This window comes from Leisingera sp. ABM4_060 (genome assembly GCF_056158765.1).
In genome coordinates, this window is the sequence record NZ_JBSWTX010000004.1 from 1 (window position 1) to 15,158 (window position 15,158).

Genomic DNA, 15,158 nt, shown 5'->3' on the forward strand with positions numbered 1-15,158 from the left:
GACCGGCTGCAGCGTCTGAACCTTGGAATGGGTAATGATCAAACCGGCGGTGTCCTCTTTTCTTGCATCCCTGCCTTATAGCCAAAACATCACAACGAGACGACGCCCCGCCCGCAGGCTTTTGACAAAGCGCCTGCAGCATGGCATTTGGGCGTCAGCCTGCCGTTCCGGCCGCATGTGCACGGTCCTGAAGAGAGCAGGACAGGCCAAAGAAAATCACATGTAAAGAGCACACGGGTTGTCATTTTAATGCCAAAGTTCAAGCGCCGCCTCCGGGCCCTGATCCTGCCGGTTCCGCTGATTGGCCCAATGGCCCGCCGTCTCTATCACAGGCTCGCTCCTTCCCGGGCGGCCGGCTCCCGCAGGCCCGGCCATGCCGCGCCCGCCAACCCGGTGGAAGCCGCCACCGCAGTGTTCAAACGGACCCCGGCCTTTGGCGGCGATGCCGCGTTCTCCTGCCCGGATGTGGCCGCCCGGCTGACCGCCGCGGTGGACGCCGCAGCGCAGCAGATGGCGGTGATCGTGTTTCCAGCCTCCCGCGGCAACGATCTGCACCTGGGGCTGCGGACCGAGGATCTGCCCGCCTTCCAGGCGGCGCTGGAGACCTGCCTCGGCACCAGCCTGCAATGGGCCCGCTCCTCCGGCCAGCAGCGGCGGCAGGTAACCCTGCACTGGCCCGCCGGGCTGACCACCCGGATCCAGGTCAGCCTCTATTTCCAGCACCCGGAAGAACAGCGGGCCGACAGCCACAACAGCAGCAACCGTTACCTGCGCCATGTGCACGCTTCGCACAAAGCGCTCCTGCAGCGCCCCGGGCTGCACCGCTGCAGCGATATCCTCGGCGGCCGACCGGATGAGGCGCCGGGCGCGCCGGTGGATCTGGTTTACACCTGGGTGAACAACGACGATCCCGGCTGGCAGGCGATGCACGCAAAGGCCAAGGGCATTGCCCATGAGCCTGCCGAGCATGAGGCCGACGCCCGCAGCCTGGCCCGGTTCACCAACCGCGACGAACTGCGTTACTCGCTGCGCTCGGTGGAGCGCTACCTGCCCTGGATCAACCGCATTTTCGTGTTTTCCAACTGCCCGCCGCCGGAGTGGCTGAAGCCCTCGGAGCGGCTGGTCTGGGTCGACCACACGGAGGTGATCCCGGCCCATTGCCTGCCCACCTTCAACTCGCATGCGATCGAAAGCTTCCTGCACCGGATTCCCGGGCTGGAGGAGAACTTCCTGTACCTGAACGACGATTTCTTCATCAACGAGCCGCTGCCGCAGTCCTATTTCTTTGCCGCCAACGGCCAGTGCAACGCCAACCTTGAGGATTACGGCGTGGTCAACGGGGCGTTGCGCGCGGGCGACAAGGATTACCTCAACGCGGCCCGCAACGGCGCCGAACTGATGCGCCGCCGCTTCGGCCTGGTGCCCGCCCGGCTGCACAAGCACGCGCCTTATGCGCTGAAGAAATCGGTGCTGGAGGAGATGGAAGCCGCGTTCCCGGAGGCCTTCGAGCGCACCCGGCAGGCGCAGTTCCGCTCGGCCAGCGATGTCTCCACCGTCTCTTTCCTGTTCCACCATTATGCCTTTGCCACCGGCGCCGGCACCCGGACCGCCTACCGCAGCCGGCTGCTCAAGAACACCGCGCCGGACATTCAGCGCGACCTGCAGACGCTGGTGGAAGGCCGCAAGATCCGCACCTTCTGCCTCAATGACGGCGGCGACAGCCATAACGACGAAGCCTGGAACCGGGAGATCCCGCGGTTCCTGGCCAAGCGCTTTCCCACCCCGATTGCCGAGGAACGGGGCGCCGCTGCCGCAGACTGCCTGGCGGCCGAGTAGCCGCCGCCCGGCACTCCCCGTCCGGCAGCCCCGCCCGGCAGCTCGGTCCGGGGCCGGGGCTAGGTCAGCATCGCCTCATGCACGGCGATGGCCTCCTCAAGGTCCTCGAAATAGCGCATCTGGCCTTTCTCCAGCACCAGCCCGGCATCGCAGAACTCACGCACCTGCTTCATCGAGTGGGTCACCATGATGGCGCTGGAGAGCTTCATCCGGTCGGCAAAGACCTCCCGGCTCTTGCGCCGGAAGGACTTGTCGCCGACGGCCGTCACCTCGTCGATCAGATAGGTATCAAAGCGGATTCCCATCGAGGCCCCGAAGGTGAGCCGCGAGCGCATGCCGGAGGAATAACTGCGCATCGGCATGTGGAACGACTTCCCGAGCTCGGCAAAATCCTCAACAAAAGCCACCAGGTCGTCACAGTCCACCCCGTAGATGCGGGCGATGAAACGGACGTTTTCCGCCCCCGTCAGATCCTTGTGGAAGGAGGCCGACAGCCCCACCGGCCAGGACATGGTGCCGGTTGAGACCACCCGCCCCGAATCCGCGTGCAGGGTGCCCGCGATGATCTGCAGGAGCGTCGATTTCCCGGCCCCGTTGCGGCCCAGCAGGGCCAGGGATTTGCCCTCCGGCAAGGTGAGGCTCAGGTTGTCGACGACCACCTTGCGCTCCCCCTTGATCCGGAAGCTCTTGGTCAGGTTCTCGAACCGGATCTGTGCCATCGCCTGCCCCTGCCCGTCAGTTGCGGTCGCGGATCGAATAATAGATCAGCACCAGCACCGACCAGACCAGCATCAGGAACAGCCCGGTCAGCCCCGACAGCACAAAGCGGCGCGGATATTCCGAAGCCTCGGCCAGGGTCGGTTTGATGTAGGTGGCCAGATAGCGGCTCTGGCGGGCCGCATCGTCACGCGCCACCTCCAGCGCCGTCAGCGCCACCCGGTAGGCCTCCTCGGCATATTCCCGGTCCACCGTCAGCCGCTCGAATTCGGAGATCAGCGACGGGTAGTCCTCCCCCACCCCGCCGGTATCGGTATTGCTGGAGGCAAAGGTCTGCCGCTCGATGCGGATGCGGTCGCGGATCACGTCGATCTGCTGCTGCGCCTTCTTCAGCCGCACATCGCCCTCGCTGACGGTGCCCGCCAGCAGGTCGTACTGGATCAGCGCCTCGGCCAATTGCTGCTGCAGGTTGTTCATCACCCCCATGCGGCCCTGGATGTCGGCCTCCGGGTCGACGATGCGGGTGCGGGTGCGGAAGCTGGTCAGCGCCTCGCGCGCCGCCTTCAGCCGCTCCAGCGCCTCGTCGAGATCGGCCTGGGCATAGCGCATGGCATCGGCGCGGGCCTGCTCGTTGAGCGCATTGATGCGGATCTGGCTTTCCTCGACGATGGCGCGGGTCACCGCCTGCGCCATTTGCGCGTCAAAGGCCACCGCCTGCACTTCAATCAGCCCGGAGCCGCTGTCATAGGCGATCCCGACCACCCGCTGCCAGTACCAGACCAGCTCTTCCAAAGTGGCATCCGGCCAGACCGAGAAGGCCCAGTCCGCCGGCCAGTGCTGGCTGTAATGGGCGCGCAGGTTCAGCCGCGCCTCCACCGCCGCCGCCATTTCCTGGCTTTGGATGAACTCATAAAGAATATCGCTGTCGGAGGCGGCGGTATTGCCGGCAAAACTGGCGAGGCCGCCCAGCAGATCATTGGCGCCAGAGCTGTCCTGGCTGCGCACCGTAAAGCCGGCGGTGGAGGCATATTGATTCTCGGCCACCGCAAACAGGTAGAAGGCCGCCGCCGCCAGCGGCGCCAGCACAAACAGCACGAAGCTGGCCACCAGTCCCCAGTGCCGCTCCTTCATATGGGCGGAACGGGCCACCGGGAAAGCCGGGTGCTGATCCCGCACCGCCTCCAGTTCGGCCAGGGCGGCCTTGGCCTGATTGCGCCATTTGCGCAGCTTCTTCCTCTGGCGGCGGCTGCGGGCGGCGGGCGGAGACGGCGCCGCCTCTGCCCCGTCAGCCCCGTCAGTCCCGTCCTCTGCTGCCCCGTCATCGTCTGCCGCGCCGGCCCCGGTGGCCTGCGCAGGCGGCTGCGTGCCAGGATTCTCCGCCGCCTCTGCGGCCCGGCGGCGCTTGCCGCTGCCCCGCAGTTTGCGCCCGCCGCTGCGGCCTGTCTCCTCCGGTTCCTGCGGCTCTGCCGCAGGCGCCTGGCTATCCTGTGTCATTTTTTGCCTGCCCCGCATTTCTGCGGTTTGTAATTACCTGTGATTTCTTCCATAGTATCGCCTGCAGCGCAGCCGTTCACAACCACACAATCACAACCGGCCCTCATGAGCAGCTCTTCTTCCGCCGCCGCCGCGGCGCCCCCCCATCTCCGGCCCAGCCGCCCAAGGCCGCCCGCCGCCGCCTGGCAACACTGCGCACGATTTCCGCGCTGATGCTGCGCGAGATGTCGACCCGCTACGGGCGCACCCCGGGCGGCTACCTCTGGGCGGTGCTGGAACCGCTGGCGGCGATTATGTTTCTCTCCGTCGGCTTCTCGCTGGTGATCCGCAACCCGTCTCTGGGCACCAGCTTCCTGCTGTTTTATGCCACCGGCTACCTGCCCTTCAGCCTGTACCGGGAACTGGCGAATTCCATCACCCGCGCCCTCAGCTATTCCCGGCCGCTGCTGCGCTATCCTGCTGTCACCTGGACCGATGCGGTGCTGGCGCGGTTTTTCCTCAACAGCCTGACCGGCATCCTGATCACCATCCTCTTGACCAGCGGCATCCTGCTGGTGGTGGACAGCCGCACCGTGCTGGATCTGCCCGCTGCCGTCTGTGCCCTCGGGCTCGCCATGGCGATGGGCCTGGGCGTGGGCACCCTGAACTGCGTGCTGTCAGGGCTGTTCCCGTTGTGGGACGTGGCCTGGACGGTTTTCAACCGGCCGCTGCTCATTGCGTCCGCCGTGCTCTACATCTTCGAAGAGCTGCCTGCAAATGCCCAGGCGATCCTCTGGTACAACCCGCTGATCCATATCACCGGGCTGATGCGCACCGCCTTTTACCCAACCTACAATGCGGCCTATGCGAACTGGGTTTATGTCGTGATGATCAGCCTGATTCTGATGGCTTTGGGCCTGCTGCTGCTGAGCCGCTTCCACCGCAACATCCTGAACCGCTGAGCGCGCCGCGGCGGCGGGGCCGGAACGCCCCTGCCCGGCCGGACGGCCGCCTGGGCCCGCGCCGCAATTAAGGTCAGCATGGCTGACCAAATGTTTCGCGCGCGAAACATTTGGTCCGGACCGGACCTATTTCCCAGCCCTCTCTGCCTGCCCTGCCCAACCCTGCCCTGCCCACCCCTGCCCCTGCGGTAAAATTCCGGCGCCCGCCCTGTCCGGCGCGGCAGATCCTTCTACCTTCAGGTCAAACATTCGGGCCAGCGGCTGCCGCCAAGGCGGCCGGACCGGGATTGGGGAAAGGGCATTCTGATGCGCATTGCGATGATTGGCACCGGCTATGTCGGACTGGTGTCCGGCGTCTGTTTTTCGGACTTCGGCCATGACGTGGTCTGCGTCGACAAGGACAAAGGCAAGATCGCCCGGCTGCAGCAAGGCGCGGTGCCGATCTACGAGCCCGGCCTGGACCGGCTGATGGAGAAGAACGTCAAGGCGGGCCGGCTCAGCTTCACCGCGGATCTGGCGCAGGCGGTGGACGGGGCGGAGGCGGTGTTCATCGCAGTCGGCACCCCGGCCCGGCGCGGCGACGGCCATGCGGATCTGACTTACGTGATGGCGGCCGCCGATGAGATTGCCCGGGCGCTGACCGGCTACGCGGTGGTGGTGACCAAATCCACTGTCCCCGTCGGCACCAACCGGCAGGTGAAACAGGCCATTGCCAAGGCCAGCCCAAAGGCGGAATTCGACGTTGCCTCCAACCCTGAGTTCCTGCGCGAGGGCGCCGCGATCGAGGATTTCATGAAGCCCGACCGGGTGGTGGTCGGCGTCCAGAACGCGCGCGCCGCAGAGGTGATGGCGGAGATCTACCGCCCCCTCTATCTGCGCGACTTCCCGATCCTGACCACCGACCTGGAATTGGCCGAGCTGATCAAATACGCGGCCAATGCCTTTCTGGCCGCCAAGATCACCTTCATCAATGAAATCGCGGGCCTGTGCGAGCGGGTCGGCGCCGACATCAAGGAAGTGTCCCGCGGCATCGGCTTTGACGGCCGCATCGGCAACAAGTTCCTGCATGCAGGCCCCGGCTACGGCGGCTCCTGCTTTCCCAAGGACACCGAAGCCCTGGCGCGGATCGGCCAGGACCATGCCTTCCCGCTGCGCATCACCGAGACCGTGATGCGGGTGAACAGCGAGGTGAAGGCGCGCATGGTCGAAAAGCTGCGCGACGCCTGCGGCGGGTCGTTCAACGGCCAGACCATCGCGGTGCTGGGCGTCACCTTCAAACCCAACACCGACGACATGCGCGAGGCGCCCAGCCTCACCATCGTGCCCGCGCTGGTCGGCGGCGGCGCCCGGGTGCGGGTGGTGGACCCGCAGGGGCGCGCCGAGGGCGAGGCGCTGCTGCCCGGCGTCAAATGGGAAGACGACCCCTACAAGGCGGCGCAGAACGCCGGTCTGGTGGTGCTGCTGACCGAATGGAATGAATTCCGCGCCCTGGACCTGAAGAAGCTGGCCCGCAAGATGGCGGTGCCGCGGATGGCGGACCTGCGCAATATCTACTCCGCCAAAGCCGCCAAACGGGCCGGTTTCGAGAGCTATACCCCGGTCGGCCGCGGCGGCTTGAAATAGGTCCGGTCCGGACCAAATGTTTCGCGCGCGAAACATTTGGTCAATCATGCTGACCTAATTGCCAGGCCGGCTTTTGCAGATATCAGAGACTAAAAAGGGCTTTTCCAAGGAAAAGCCCTTTGCCTGCGGCGCGAGTATTTTTGGAAAGATGAAAGAGCGGCGGAGGCTCTGCTCAGAGCTTTTTCAGCCAGGCCTGCAGGGCTTCGACCAGGGCGGTGTTGACGCCGGGGCCGCTGATCTCGATCTTCTGTTCGCTGGGGGTATAGCCCAGTGCCACCCCCTTGGGCGCTGGCAGGGAGATCCGCTCGCCCGGCTGGGCAGCGTCCCGATCATAGACATCCCGCACCTGCGGGCGGCTCACCAGCGGCCCCGGCGGTGCCTTGGGCGGGGCTGTGGGGACAGGCGGGGCAGGGGGCACTTCAGGCTCTAACTTGGGCTTTTCCGCCGTTTCACCCTCAACCAGCCGGGTCAGAACCGCCAGCTCCGCCTCCGGGCTGGAACGGTCTGCCGCCTGCAGCGCTTCGATGGCGCGGGCGGCAAAGCCTGCGTCCGCCTCGATCTCGCGCACCAGCGCCAGGCCCAGTTTCTCGCTGATCGCAGTGGGGTAGAACAGCACCGCATCCAAGGCTTCCACCAGGGTGACAAAGCTGCCGATCTTGGAGCGCTTGGCGCGGGCCGCATTGCCGAACAGCGCCTGCAGCGCGTATTTGCGGCGGGTGAAGACGCCTTCCTTACAGGCGCGCACCGCAATCCGGGCGCGCTCGTAATGCGACAGGTTCACCCGGATCTCGTTTTCCTCGACCATCGCCACATAGGCCTCTTCGGCGCTGTCGGGCTTGATCACCAGCGCCTTCAAGGTGGCGAATTGCGGGTCAGACGTCTCTTCATAGAGCCTGCGAAGGGCGGTCAGACGGCGCCAGCCGGAGATCAGGCCATGGGTGCGCCCCCCGAATGTATCCTCCAGCGGCACCACCTCTGCCGGGGTCTGCTGGCCGCGGGCGCGGATTGAGTCCATGAGCGATTGCAGCTCTTCCTCATCCTGCTCGATGCGGTCGCGCACCAGGTGGTTCTCGTCGATCGCCGCCAGCGGCAGCTCTTCGATCATCAGCCCTTTGGCGCGGGCGGTTTCCAGCACCCCCGACAGCTCCTGCAGCGCCGCCTGGGCGGAGGCGTCGGAGGCCACCTGGGCAATCGGCGCCGCTCCCACGGAAGACGCGCTGCCAAGCGCGGGCCTGCCGGCGGGGGCGGCTGTCAGGTAATCCGTCTGCGCCGGAGAGAGCCGTTTGCGTTTTGCCATTGTCTGTCCTCATCACTCCGGGCGGATCATGCCGGAAAGTCCTTGTCAGGGCCTTAGCCCGCCGCGCGCTGCTCCGCCGCGTCCTGCAACGCCTCGCGGTGCCAGACCCCGATCAGGAGCTTCTTGAAGGCGGCATAGGTCTCGTCAAAGGTTTCGCGGCCGCGCGCATAGGTCTCGCGGTTGAAGTCGCGGTAATCGGCCTCGTAGATGCCGCTCACCTGCTCGCCGGCCTGGCCGATGAGCGCGGTGAAATCCTGTTTATGCGGGGAGAGCACCCGGCCCATATAGGCCTGCATCAGCGCGGCCAGCTCGCCCTGCTGGGCGCTGTCATAGCGGGTGATGACGGTGCGCACCGCATCCCATTCAAAGGCGAGGCCGGGCCGGCCAAGCGCCCGCGCCGCCAGGTTCTCGCCCTCCTCGATCGAGGCAAAGGTGGAATGCAGCATGTCAAAGAAACGCCCGGTGGAATCAAATTCCAGGAAAGACGCGCCCATCGGCACCAACAGGATGTCGGCGGCGCTGAGCCCGTTGATGGTCAGGTAGCCAAGCGCCGGGGGCGTGTCGATGAAGATCACGTCATACTGGTCCAGCACCCCGTCAGCCTCCAGCCGCTCGGTCAGCGCATCCCACAGCTTCCAGCTGCGCGCCGCCATCCGCCAGACCGGGATCTGGAATTCTGCCCAATAGAGGTTCAGCTGGGCGCCAATGAGGTCGATATTGGGCCAGTGCGTGGTCTGAATGACGTCCCCAGCCGTCATCTCCATCGCCGCATCCAGCGCCTCATCCAGCGGCTGCGGGGCATCGCCGCGGTCGAGCCGGCGCTGGTTTTCAGTGCGCAGATGCTCGCCGTAGTGGCGCGCCAGCAGCGGGAAGGCGGTCTGCCATTCATCCTCGACCCTTCCGCCGAAGATCGAGGTCATTGAGCCTTGGGAATCCAGATCAATCACCAGCACCTTGTAGCCGTCGAGTGCTGCCGACATCGCCAGATGCGCCGCGGTTGAAGTCTTGCCCACCCCGCCCTTGAAGTTCGCCACCGCCACCATCTTGGCGGGCAGCCCTTCGGGGCGGTAGGGGATGTATTCCTTGGCTTTCGATCCTTGCGCGCCGAAATGCGCCCGGAGCCGCAGCACCTCATCCAGGGTGAACCACTTGGCGCCGCCTTCGGTTTCGGAACGGCCCTGGGGCAGATCGGGATTGGCCTTCAGCACCCGGCGGAAATGGGCCTGGGCGACGGGGATCAGATAGCGGGTGATTTCCCAGGTGGAGAACAGGCGCAGCTCCTTGCGCCCCTCCTCGTTCATGCCGCGGCTGGCGAGGTCGGCGCGGCCTTGCGCGCAGGCGGCGGCGATCTCGGCAAAGCCTGCGGTGCTGGTTGGCGTGTCCAGCTCTGCCAAAGCCGCCTCCGGATCGATGCTGAAATAGGGGGGAAGGCTTGCGTTTGCCCTAGGGGTTTCTTTCCTGTGGATATCTTTGGCCATGAGGATCTGCCTGCTGTCCTTGGACCGGTTGGGTCCTGCCTGCTGTTATCTGCTTTGCAGCCCCGATGTGCCGCCTTTTTGCCAGAATACCCAAAAACAGCGCACATGAAAGGAAAATGCGCATGCCGCTTGGTTTTTCTAAGCAATCCGGACGGTTGCAGCAGGGGACAGCGGGGGGATCTCAGGGCGGTGAAAAAATTCTGCCCTGTTAATTATGAGTTATTTATTAGTTACAGGAGAGCCTCGAGTCGCGCAAAGCCCTTTTTTTATTGACGATGGGGGCGGATTTCCGGGCAGGGGCGATTCTGAAACCCCGTTCAAACAACTCCGAAACCCCGGCAAAGCGATTCCGATCCCCCGTTGCGGGGCCATGTGGATAACCCTAGGGTGAGCGTAATCAAAACCACGATAAAACGAGTCGCCAAAAGGGCCATCAGATCCCGGCGGCGCGGTGCAGACTACGGGCAGGCAGATGGCGGCAGAGCTGACAGCGGATGGGATTCCGCCGGAAGGGCAGGGGGATTTCTTCCTTTGCGATATCTTCGGGGCGATCCCCAAGAACGACCTGGCGTCGATGGAGCACCCGTTGTTTTCGCTCGGCACACGGCCGGACCGGCGCATTCTGAATTACCAGCACAATGGCGCCGAGATCACTGTGACGCCCTCGGTCAAAGGGCTGGCGACGATCCATGACAAGGACATCCTGATCTTCTGCATCAGCCAGCTGATGGCGGCGCTGAATGCCGGCCGCCAGGTCAGCCGCACCCTGCACCTGAAGGCGCATGACCTTTTGGCCGCCACCAACCGCGAGACCAGCGGTGACGCCTACCGGCGCCTGCGCGAGGCGTTTGAGCGGCTGGCGGGCACCCGCATCACCACCAATATCGTCACCGGCGGGCAAGAGGTCACCACCGGGTTCGGCCTGATCGAGAAATGGGAGATCGTGCGCAAAGCACGCGGCGGCAAGATGGTCAGCGTCGCGGTGACGCTGTCCGACTGGCTCTACCGCGCGGTGCTGTCGAAATCGGTGCTGACGCTCAGCCGCGATTACTTCCGGCTCAGGAAACCGCTGGAGCGGCGGATCTACGAGCTGGCGCGCAAGCATTGCGGGCGGCAGAACAGCTGGCAGGTCTCGGTGGAGACGCTGCTGAAGAAATCCGGCTCCGCGAGCCCGCGCCGGGTGTTCCGCAAGATGATCCGCGACATGATTCAAAGCCAGCCCTTGCCCGATTACGCGCTGGAGGAGCTGGAGGGCGACGTGATCCGCTTCAGCCAGAAGGCGGCGGTCACGGAAGCGGTGCTGAATGCGCCCTCTCTGAAACCGGACACGCTGGAGGAGGCCCGCGCGCTGATCCCGGGCTCGGACGCCTATGCACTGGAGGCGGAATGGCGCGCCATGTGGCTGCGCTCCGGCAGCCCGCGCCTCAGGGCGCCGGATGCGGCCTTCCTCGGCTGGGTCCGGAAACGCGCCGCGCAGTAGCGGGCGGCGGCGCCCCGGGCCAGCCGGGGATTTTGAGTATTTGCAACCAGAAAGACGCAGCCGGGCGGAAGGCGCCGCCCGGCTTCTTTCTGGTCTTAAATACGCCCGCCGGAGGCTCCGGCGGGAGCCGGAATAAAGGTCAGCATGATTGACCAAATGTTTCGCGCGCGAAACATTTGGTCCGGACCGGACCTATCTGCGGGATGGGGAGATCAGGCTTCCGGGAGAGAGCGGCCCCGGTCTCAGATGCCGGCGGGGAGGGGGGATGCGCGGTCTGAGGCCGGGGCGGAACCGGGCGGGGGAGGGCCGGCCGGGAATGCAGGGCGCCTGGGGGCAAGGGGGGCAGGGGCGGGATCAGCCGAAGTAGGGTTTGGGGCTGTAGTAGGGCAGGCCGGGGCGGCGGATCCTCTGGTCCTGGCGGTCGAAGAAATACTCAATGGCGCGGCTGACGGCGGCGGTGGCCAGCGGGTAGAGCAGGATCAGGGCCAGCAGCGGCGCCAGGGTGAGGACGAAGCTGCCGGCGGCAATGGCGGTCAGGGCGGTTGCGGTTGCGGTGAGGGTGCTGATCAGGGCCATGTCCTGTGTCCTTCCGGTGAGAGCTGTTGTTGTCCTCTTTCTAGCATGGGGTGCGGGGCGGCGCTGCTGCACCAAAGGATAGACGGGGGGTGCTGAGGGCTATCCCCGGCCTGCCAAGGAACAGGCCGCCTGCCCCGCGGGAGGGGCAGGCTGCGGAAAAAGAGCAGGCTGCGGAAAAAGAGCAGGCGGCGGAAAAAGGGCAGGCTGCGGCAGGGGCGGCAGAGCGGCCGGAGGGCGGGCGGGGCAAACTAACAGGCCCGCCTCAGCCCTGCGGCTGAAGCGGGCCCGGACAGGCTGCTGCCCTCCCCCCCGGGCTGCGGCCTTCCAGAGCGGCGGCTCCCCCTCAGCCGCTGCCTTTCTGCGATACCTTTCCTGGCGGCCGTCCTTCAGGGGGCGGCCCCCGTCAGGCGCCTGCCGTCAGGTGCCTTCCTTCAGGGCCTGCGACATGCTGGCCATCACCGGGCTGATCAGATAGTCGGCCAGAGTCTGGCGGCCGGTTTCGATCATCGCCTGGGCCGGCATGCCGGGCAGCGCCTTCACGTTGGGCAGGGCGGCCAGATCCCCCTCCTTGATGCGGATATGCACCGGGTAATAGGATTGGCCGGTGGCCTGGTCGAGGCTGCTGCCGGCCGCCACCATCACCACTTCGCCCTGCACCGGCGGGGTGGAGCGGAAGCTGTAGGCCGTGAGCTGCACCCGCGCCTGGCTGCCCATCGCAACCTCGTCGATATCGCCGATGGCCACCCGGGTTTCCACCAACAGGCCGGCATCCTCGGGCACCAGCTCCAGGAGCGTCTGGCCCGGCTCCACCACCTGGCCCAGGGTGTTGATCATCAGCCCCACCACCCGGCCGCCGCGCGGGGCGCGGATGGTCTGGCGCTCGGCCACGTCCAGGGTGGCATCGATGCGCTGGCGCAGGTCCAGCAGCAGCTCCTGCACCTCCTGGCTTTCGGCGGCGATCCGCGCCGCCCGGTCGCGCCCGGCCTGCAGGCGGCGCTCCTGCATCTCGCCGATCCGCTCCAGCACATTGCCGCGGTCGCTTTCCAGCGCGCCGAGGCTGCCCAGGAGGCCGCTTTGCTGCATCTGCCGCTGGCTGATGCGGGTTTTCGGCACCAGGCCCTTTTCGAACAATCCGGTCAGATCCGCCAGCTCCGCCTGCACCAGCGCCAGCTGCTCCTCGGCGGCCCGGATGCGGGCATCGCGGCCCTTGAGCTGATCGTTCAGCTGGCTGATGCGGCCCTGGATGATGTCCATCTGGCCCTGGTAGAGCGCCCGGTTGGAGGCCAGCAGGTCGCGCTGCACCGCCACCAGCTGCGCCAGTTCCGGCGCCTGGGCGGTGAGCCGCTCCAGCTCTGCCCCCGGCTGCAGCTGCGCCGCGCCGGTCAGTTCCGCGTCAAGCCGGGCCTGCTGCGCCAGGAGGCTGGCCATCTGGCCGTTCAGGATCGCCATCTGGGCCTGGATCCGGCGGCCGTCGAGCCGGGCGATGACATCGCCTTCGGCCACCCGCGCGCCCTCGGCGACATTCAGCTCGCGCAGGATTCCGCCTTCGAGGTGCTGCACCGCCAGCCGGTCGCCGGCCACGTTGAAGGCGCCGGGCGCCACCACCGCGCTGGTCAGTTCGGCGCGGCTGGCCCAGAACACCAGGCCGCCGAACAACCCGAAGCCGCAGACCAGCAGCCACAGCACCAGCCGCCGCACCCGGGTCGGCGGGCGCTGGGGCAGCGGCACATCCAAAGTGCCGCCGGCCGGCATCAGGTCGCGGAAACCGCCCTGGGCCGGGGTCCGGGCTGTGCCCTGTTCCGGTGCCGGGCTGCGGCTGTCATGTTCCACCAGGCTCATGCGCTTGCTCCTTCATTCCGGTTCGCGGGCCGGTTCGCGGGCCGGTTCGCGGGGTCGCCGCCCTCCGCGTCCTTTCCCGTGCTGCCGCCTTCCGTGCTGCCGTCCGTGCTGCGGTGGCGGAAGGGGGCGATCTTGGGATCATCCCGGGTCTGGGCCTGCGCCTGGGCCTGGGACAGCGGCTGCACCGCCGCGTCGATCACCTGGCGGGCCTCGCCAAAGCGGATGAGGCGGCCCTCCTGCAGCAGGGCTGCATGGCTGACCCGGCGCAACAGGCTGAGCCTATGGGTCACCGCCACCACCGCGGCGCCGCGGGCGCAGGCGGCTTCGATCGCGGCGGCCAGCGCCTCCTCGCCCTCGGGGTCGAGATTGGCGTTGGGCTCATCCAGCACGATCAGCTTGCGGTTGCCGAAGAAGGCGCGCGCCAGGCCAATGCGCTGGCGCTGGCCTGCGGAGAGGAACTCGCCGCGCGGGCCCGCTTCGGCATTGTAGCCGCCGGGCAGTGCCAGGATCATCTCATGCACCTGCGCCAGTTTCGCCGCCGCCACCACATCCGAGGGTTTGGCCTCCGGGTCCATCAGCGCGATGTTTTCCGCCACCGTGCCCTGGAACAGCTCGACCCGCTGCGGCAGGAAGCCGATATGCTGGCCGATCTGCGCCGGGTCCCAGTCGGTGAGCGCGGCATCGTCGATGCGGATATGGCCGCGCACCAGGGGCTGCAGCCCGGCCAGCGCATGCGCCAATGTGGTCTTGCCGGCACCGGACGGGCCGATCAGCCCCAGCGACTGGCCCGGCTTCAGCTCCAGGCTGATGTCCAGGAGCAGCGGATCGGGGCGGCCCGGCAGCGCCACGGTGGCGCCTTCCACCGACAGCCGGCCGTCGGGTGCCGGCAGCTCCAGCCGCTCCGGTTCGGCGCCGAGATGGGCCAGGAAGAGGTTCAGCCGCGCATGGGCGCCGCGCGCCTTCAGGAAGCCGCGCCAGCCGGCGATCGACTGCTCCACCGGCGCCGCCGCGCGGCCCAGGAGGATCGAGGCGGCAATCATCAGCCCCGGGGTCAGCTGGTTGTTGATCACCAGCACCACGCCGACGCCCAGCACCGCGATCTGCAGCCCCATGCGCACCGCCTTGGCCAGCGAGGTGACCAGCGCCACCCGGTCGGTGGCCAGCGTGTTGAACATCAGGGCGGAAAACGCCTTGAGCTGCCAGCGGGCAATCATCGGCCCGGTCTTGCCCATGGCGTGGATCAGCCCTGCGTTCTGCATCATTTCGCCGACCTGGGCATTGGTGGCATTGGCCTGTTTGGCGGCCTCATCCATCGGCGCGCGGGCCAGCATCTCGTTGAGCAGCGCCAGGGTGAACAGCAGCGCCAGGCCGGCCAGCGCCACCGCGCCCAGCACCGGGCTGAACAGGAAGATCAGCACCAGGAAGATCAGCGACCAGGGCGCATCCAAGAGCGCCAGGAACAGCGGGCTGGTGACAAAGCCCCTGAGCTCCTCGATGTCGCGCACCGGCTCGGCGCCGGCCAGGGAGGCCGGGCGGCGGCCGCTGATCATGCCTTCCAGCACCGCCGGGCTGAGCCGCGCCTCGAGCCGGGCGCCCAGCCGCGCCACCAGCCGCTGGCGGATCATGTCGAACAGAAAAAAGAACACCAGCGCGATGGACGCGCCGGCGGTCAAAGCAATCAGAGTGGGAATGCTGCCCGAGGCCATGACCCGGGCAAACAGTTGCAGCATGTAGAGCGGCGCTGTCAGGACAAGGAGATTTACAAAGATGCTGGCCGTGAAAATGGCGGCGAGCACGCCTCGTTGACCGTCAAATACCCGTCTTACCTTCATTGTCGTAGCCCCCCGGCTGCACGAATTGAAGTTATATAATCTGGA

Annotated in this window: 11 protein-coding genes; 4 read left to right on the forward strand and 7 right to left on the reverse strand. The window is 66.6% G+C overall.

Annotated elements, in window-relative coordinates:
• Nucleotides 1–249 precede the first annotated feature (249 nt).
• Nucleotides 250–1,836: a stealth conserved region 3 domain-containing protein gene (locus ACXAEH_RS22530; protein WP_475036303.1), complete on the forward strand. Its 1,587-nt coding sequence runs from the start codon at nt 250–252 to the stop codon at nt 1,834–1,836.
• A 59-nt stretch (nt 1,837–1,895) separates the two neighbouring features.
• Here ACXAEH_RS22530 and ACXAEH_RS22535 read toward each other — a convergent pair whose 3' ends face one another.
• Both ACXAEH_RS22535 and ACXAEH_RS22540 read right to left on the reverse strand, forming a co-directional pair.
• Nucleotides 1,896–2,555 (reverse strand): ABC transporter ATP-binding protein, encoded by a 660-nt coding sequence (locus tag ACXAEH_RS22535; RefSeq protein ID WP_475036304.1) that lies wholly within the window; start codon nt 2,553–2,555, stop codon nt 1,896–1,898.
• Between the two features lie 16 nt (nt 2,556–2,571).
• A complete protein-coding gene (locus ACXAEH_RS22540; protein ID WP_475036305.1) occupies nt 2,572–4,047 on the reverse strand; it encodes a KpsE/RkpR family capsule polysaccharide export protein in 1,476 nt (491 codons plus the stop codon).
• Between the two features lie 212 nt (nt 4,048–4,259).
• Between ACXAEH_RS22540 and ACXAEH_RS22545 the strand changes: the two genes are divergently transcribed.
• A complete protein-coding gene (locus ACXAEH_RS22545) occupies nt 4,260–4,988 on the forward strand; it encodes an ABC transporter permease (protein ID WP_475036307.1) in 729 nt (242 codons plus the stop codon).
• Between the two features lie 306 nt (nt 4,989–5,294).
• Nucleotides 5,295–6,611 carry a UDP-glucose dehydrogenase family protein gene (locus ACXAEH_RS22550; protein ID WP_475036309.1) on the forward strand — a complete coding sequence of 439 codons (1,317 nt, stop codon included), beginning with the start codon at nt 5,295–5,297 and terminating at the stop codon, nt 6,609–6,611.
• 172 nt (nt 6,612–6,783) lie between these two features.
• On the opposite strand, the gene ACXAEH_RS22555 is transcribed toward ACXAEH_RS22550, so the two are convergent.
• Together ACXAEH_RS22555 and ACXAEH_RS22560 are read right to left on the reverse strand one after the other, a co-directional pair.
• A complete protein-coding gene (locus ACXAEH_RS22555; RefSeq protein WP_475036311.1) occupies nt 6,784–7,908 on the reverse strand; it encodes a ParB/RepB/Spo0J family partition protein in 1,125 nt (374 codons plus the stop codon).
• Nucleotides 7,909–7,961: 53 nt separating this feature from the next.
• Entirely contained in the window at nt 7,962–9,386 is a 1,425-nt protein-coding gene (locus ACXAEH_RS22560) for an AAA family ATPase (protein ID WP_475036313.1), read from the reverse strand.
• A 472-nt stretch (nt 9,387–9,858) separates the two neighbouring features.
• On the opposite strand from ACXAEH_RS22560, the gene ACXAEH_RS22565 reads away from it, so the two are divergent.
• Entirely contained in the window at nt 9,859–10,866 is a 1,008-nt protein-coding gene (locus ACXAEH_RS22565) for a replication initiator protein A (protein WP_475036314.1), read from the forward strand.
• 354 nt (nt 10,867–11,220) lie between these two features.
• On the opposite strand, the gene ACXAEH_RS22570 is transcribed toward ACXAEH_RS22565, so the two are convergent.
• The 3 genes from ACXAEH_RS22570 to ACXAEH_RS22580 all read right to left on the reverse strand — a co-directional run bounded on the left by ACXAEH_RS22570 (nt 11,221) and on the right by ACXAEH_RS22580 (nt 15,113).
• Nucleotides 11,221–11,442, reverse strand: a complete 222-nt coding sequence (locus tag ACXAEH_RS22570; RefSeq protein WP_475036315.1) for a hypothetical protein — start codon at nt 11,440–11,442, stop codon at nt 11,221–11,223.
• 417 nt (nt 11,443–11,859) lie between these two features.
• Complete coding sequence (locus tag ACXAEH_RS22575; protein ID WP_475036317.1) at nt 11,860–13,281, reverse strand: HlyD family type I secretion periplasmic adaptor subunit; 1,422 nt, start codon at nt 13,279–13,281, stop codon at nt 11,860–11,862.
• Nucleotides 13,278–15,113, reverse strand: a complete 1,836-nt coding sequence (locus tag ACXAEH_RS22580) for a type I secretion system permease/ATPase (RefSeq protein WP_475036318.1) — start codon at nt 15,111–15,113, stop codon at nt 13,278–13,280. Before ACXAEH_RS22580 ends, ACXAEH_RS22575 begins: the two co-directional genes overlap by 4 nt.
• Nucleotides 15,114–15,158: the final 45 nt, after the last annotated feature.

Excerpts from the sequence above, each read along its gene's own strand:
- ACXAEH_RS22535 (WP_475036304.1), bottom strand. The coding sequence starts at position 2,555 with ATGGCACAGATCCGGTTCGAGAACCTGACCAAGAGCTTCCGGATCAAG.
- ACXAEH_RS22530 (WP_475036303.1), top strand. The coding sequence starts at position 250 with ATGCCAAAGTTCAAGCGCCGCCTCCGGGCCCTGATCCTGCCGGTTCCG.
- ACXAEH_RS22580 (WP_475036318.1), bottom strand. The coding sequence starts at position 15,113 with ATGAAGGTAAGACGGGTATTTGACGGTCAACGAGGCGTGCTCGCCGCC.
- ACXAEH_RS22550 (WP_475036309.1), top strand. The coding sequence starts at position 5,295 with ATGCGCATTGCGATGATTGGCACCGGCTATGTCGGACTGGTGTCCGGC.
- ACXAEH_RS22570 (WP_475036315.1), bottom strand. The coding sequence starts at position 11,442 with ATGGCCCTGATCAGCACCCTCACCGCAACCGCAACCGCCCTGACCGCC.
- ACXAEH_RS22565 (WP_475036314.1), top strand. The coding sequence starts at position 9,859 with ATGGCGGCAGAGCTGACAGCGGATGGGATTCCGCCGGAAGGGCAGGGG.
- ACXAEH_RS22540 (WP_475036305.1), bottom strand. The coding sequence starts at position 4,047 with ATGACACAGGATAGCCAGGCGCCTGCGGCAGAGCCGCAGGAACCGGAG.
- ACXAEH_RS22560 (WP_475036313.1), bottom strand. The coding sequence starts at position 9,386 with ATGGCCAAAGATATCCACAGGAAAGAAACCCCTAGGGCAAACGCAAGC.
- ACXAEH_RS22555 (WP_475036311.1), bottom strand. The coding sequence starts at position 7,908 with ATGGCAAAACGCAAACGGCTCTCTCCGGCGCAGACGGATTACCTGACA.
- ACXAEH_RS22575 (WP_475036317.1), bottom strand. The coding sequence starts at position 13,281 with ATGAGCCTGGTGGAACATGACAGCCGCAGCCCGGCACCGGAACAGGGC.
- ACXAEH_RS22545 (WP_475036307.1), top strand. The coding sequence starts at position 4,260 with ATGCTGCGCGAGATGTCGACCCGCTACGGGCGCACCCCGGGCGGCTAC.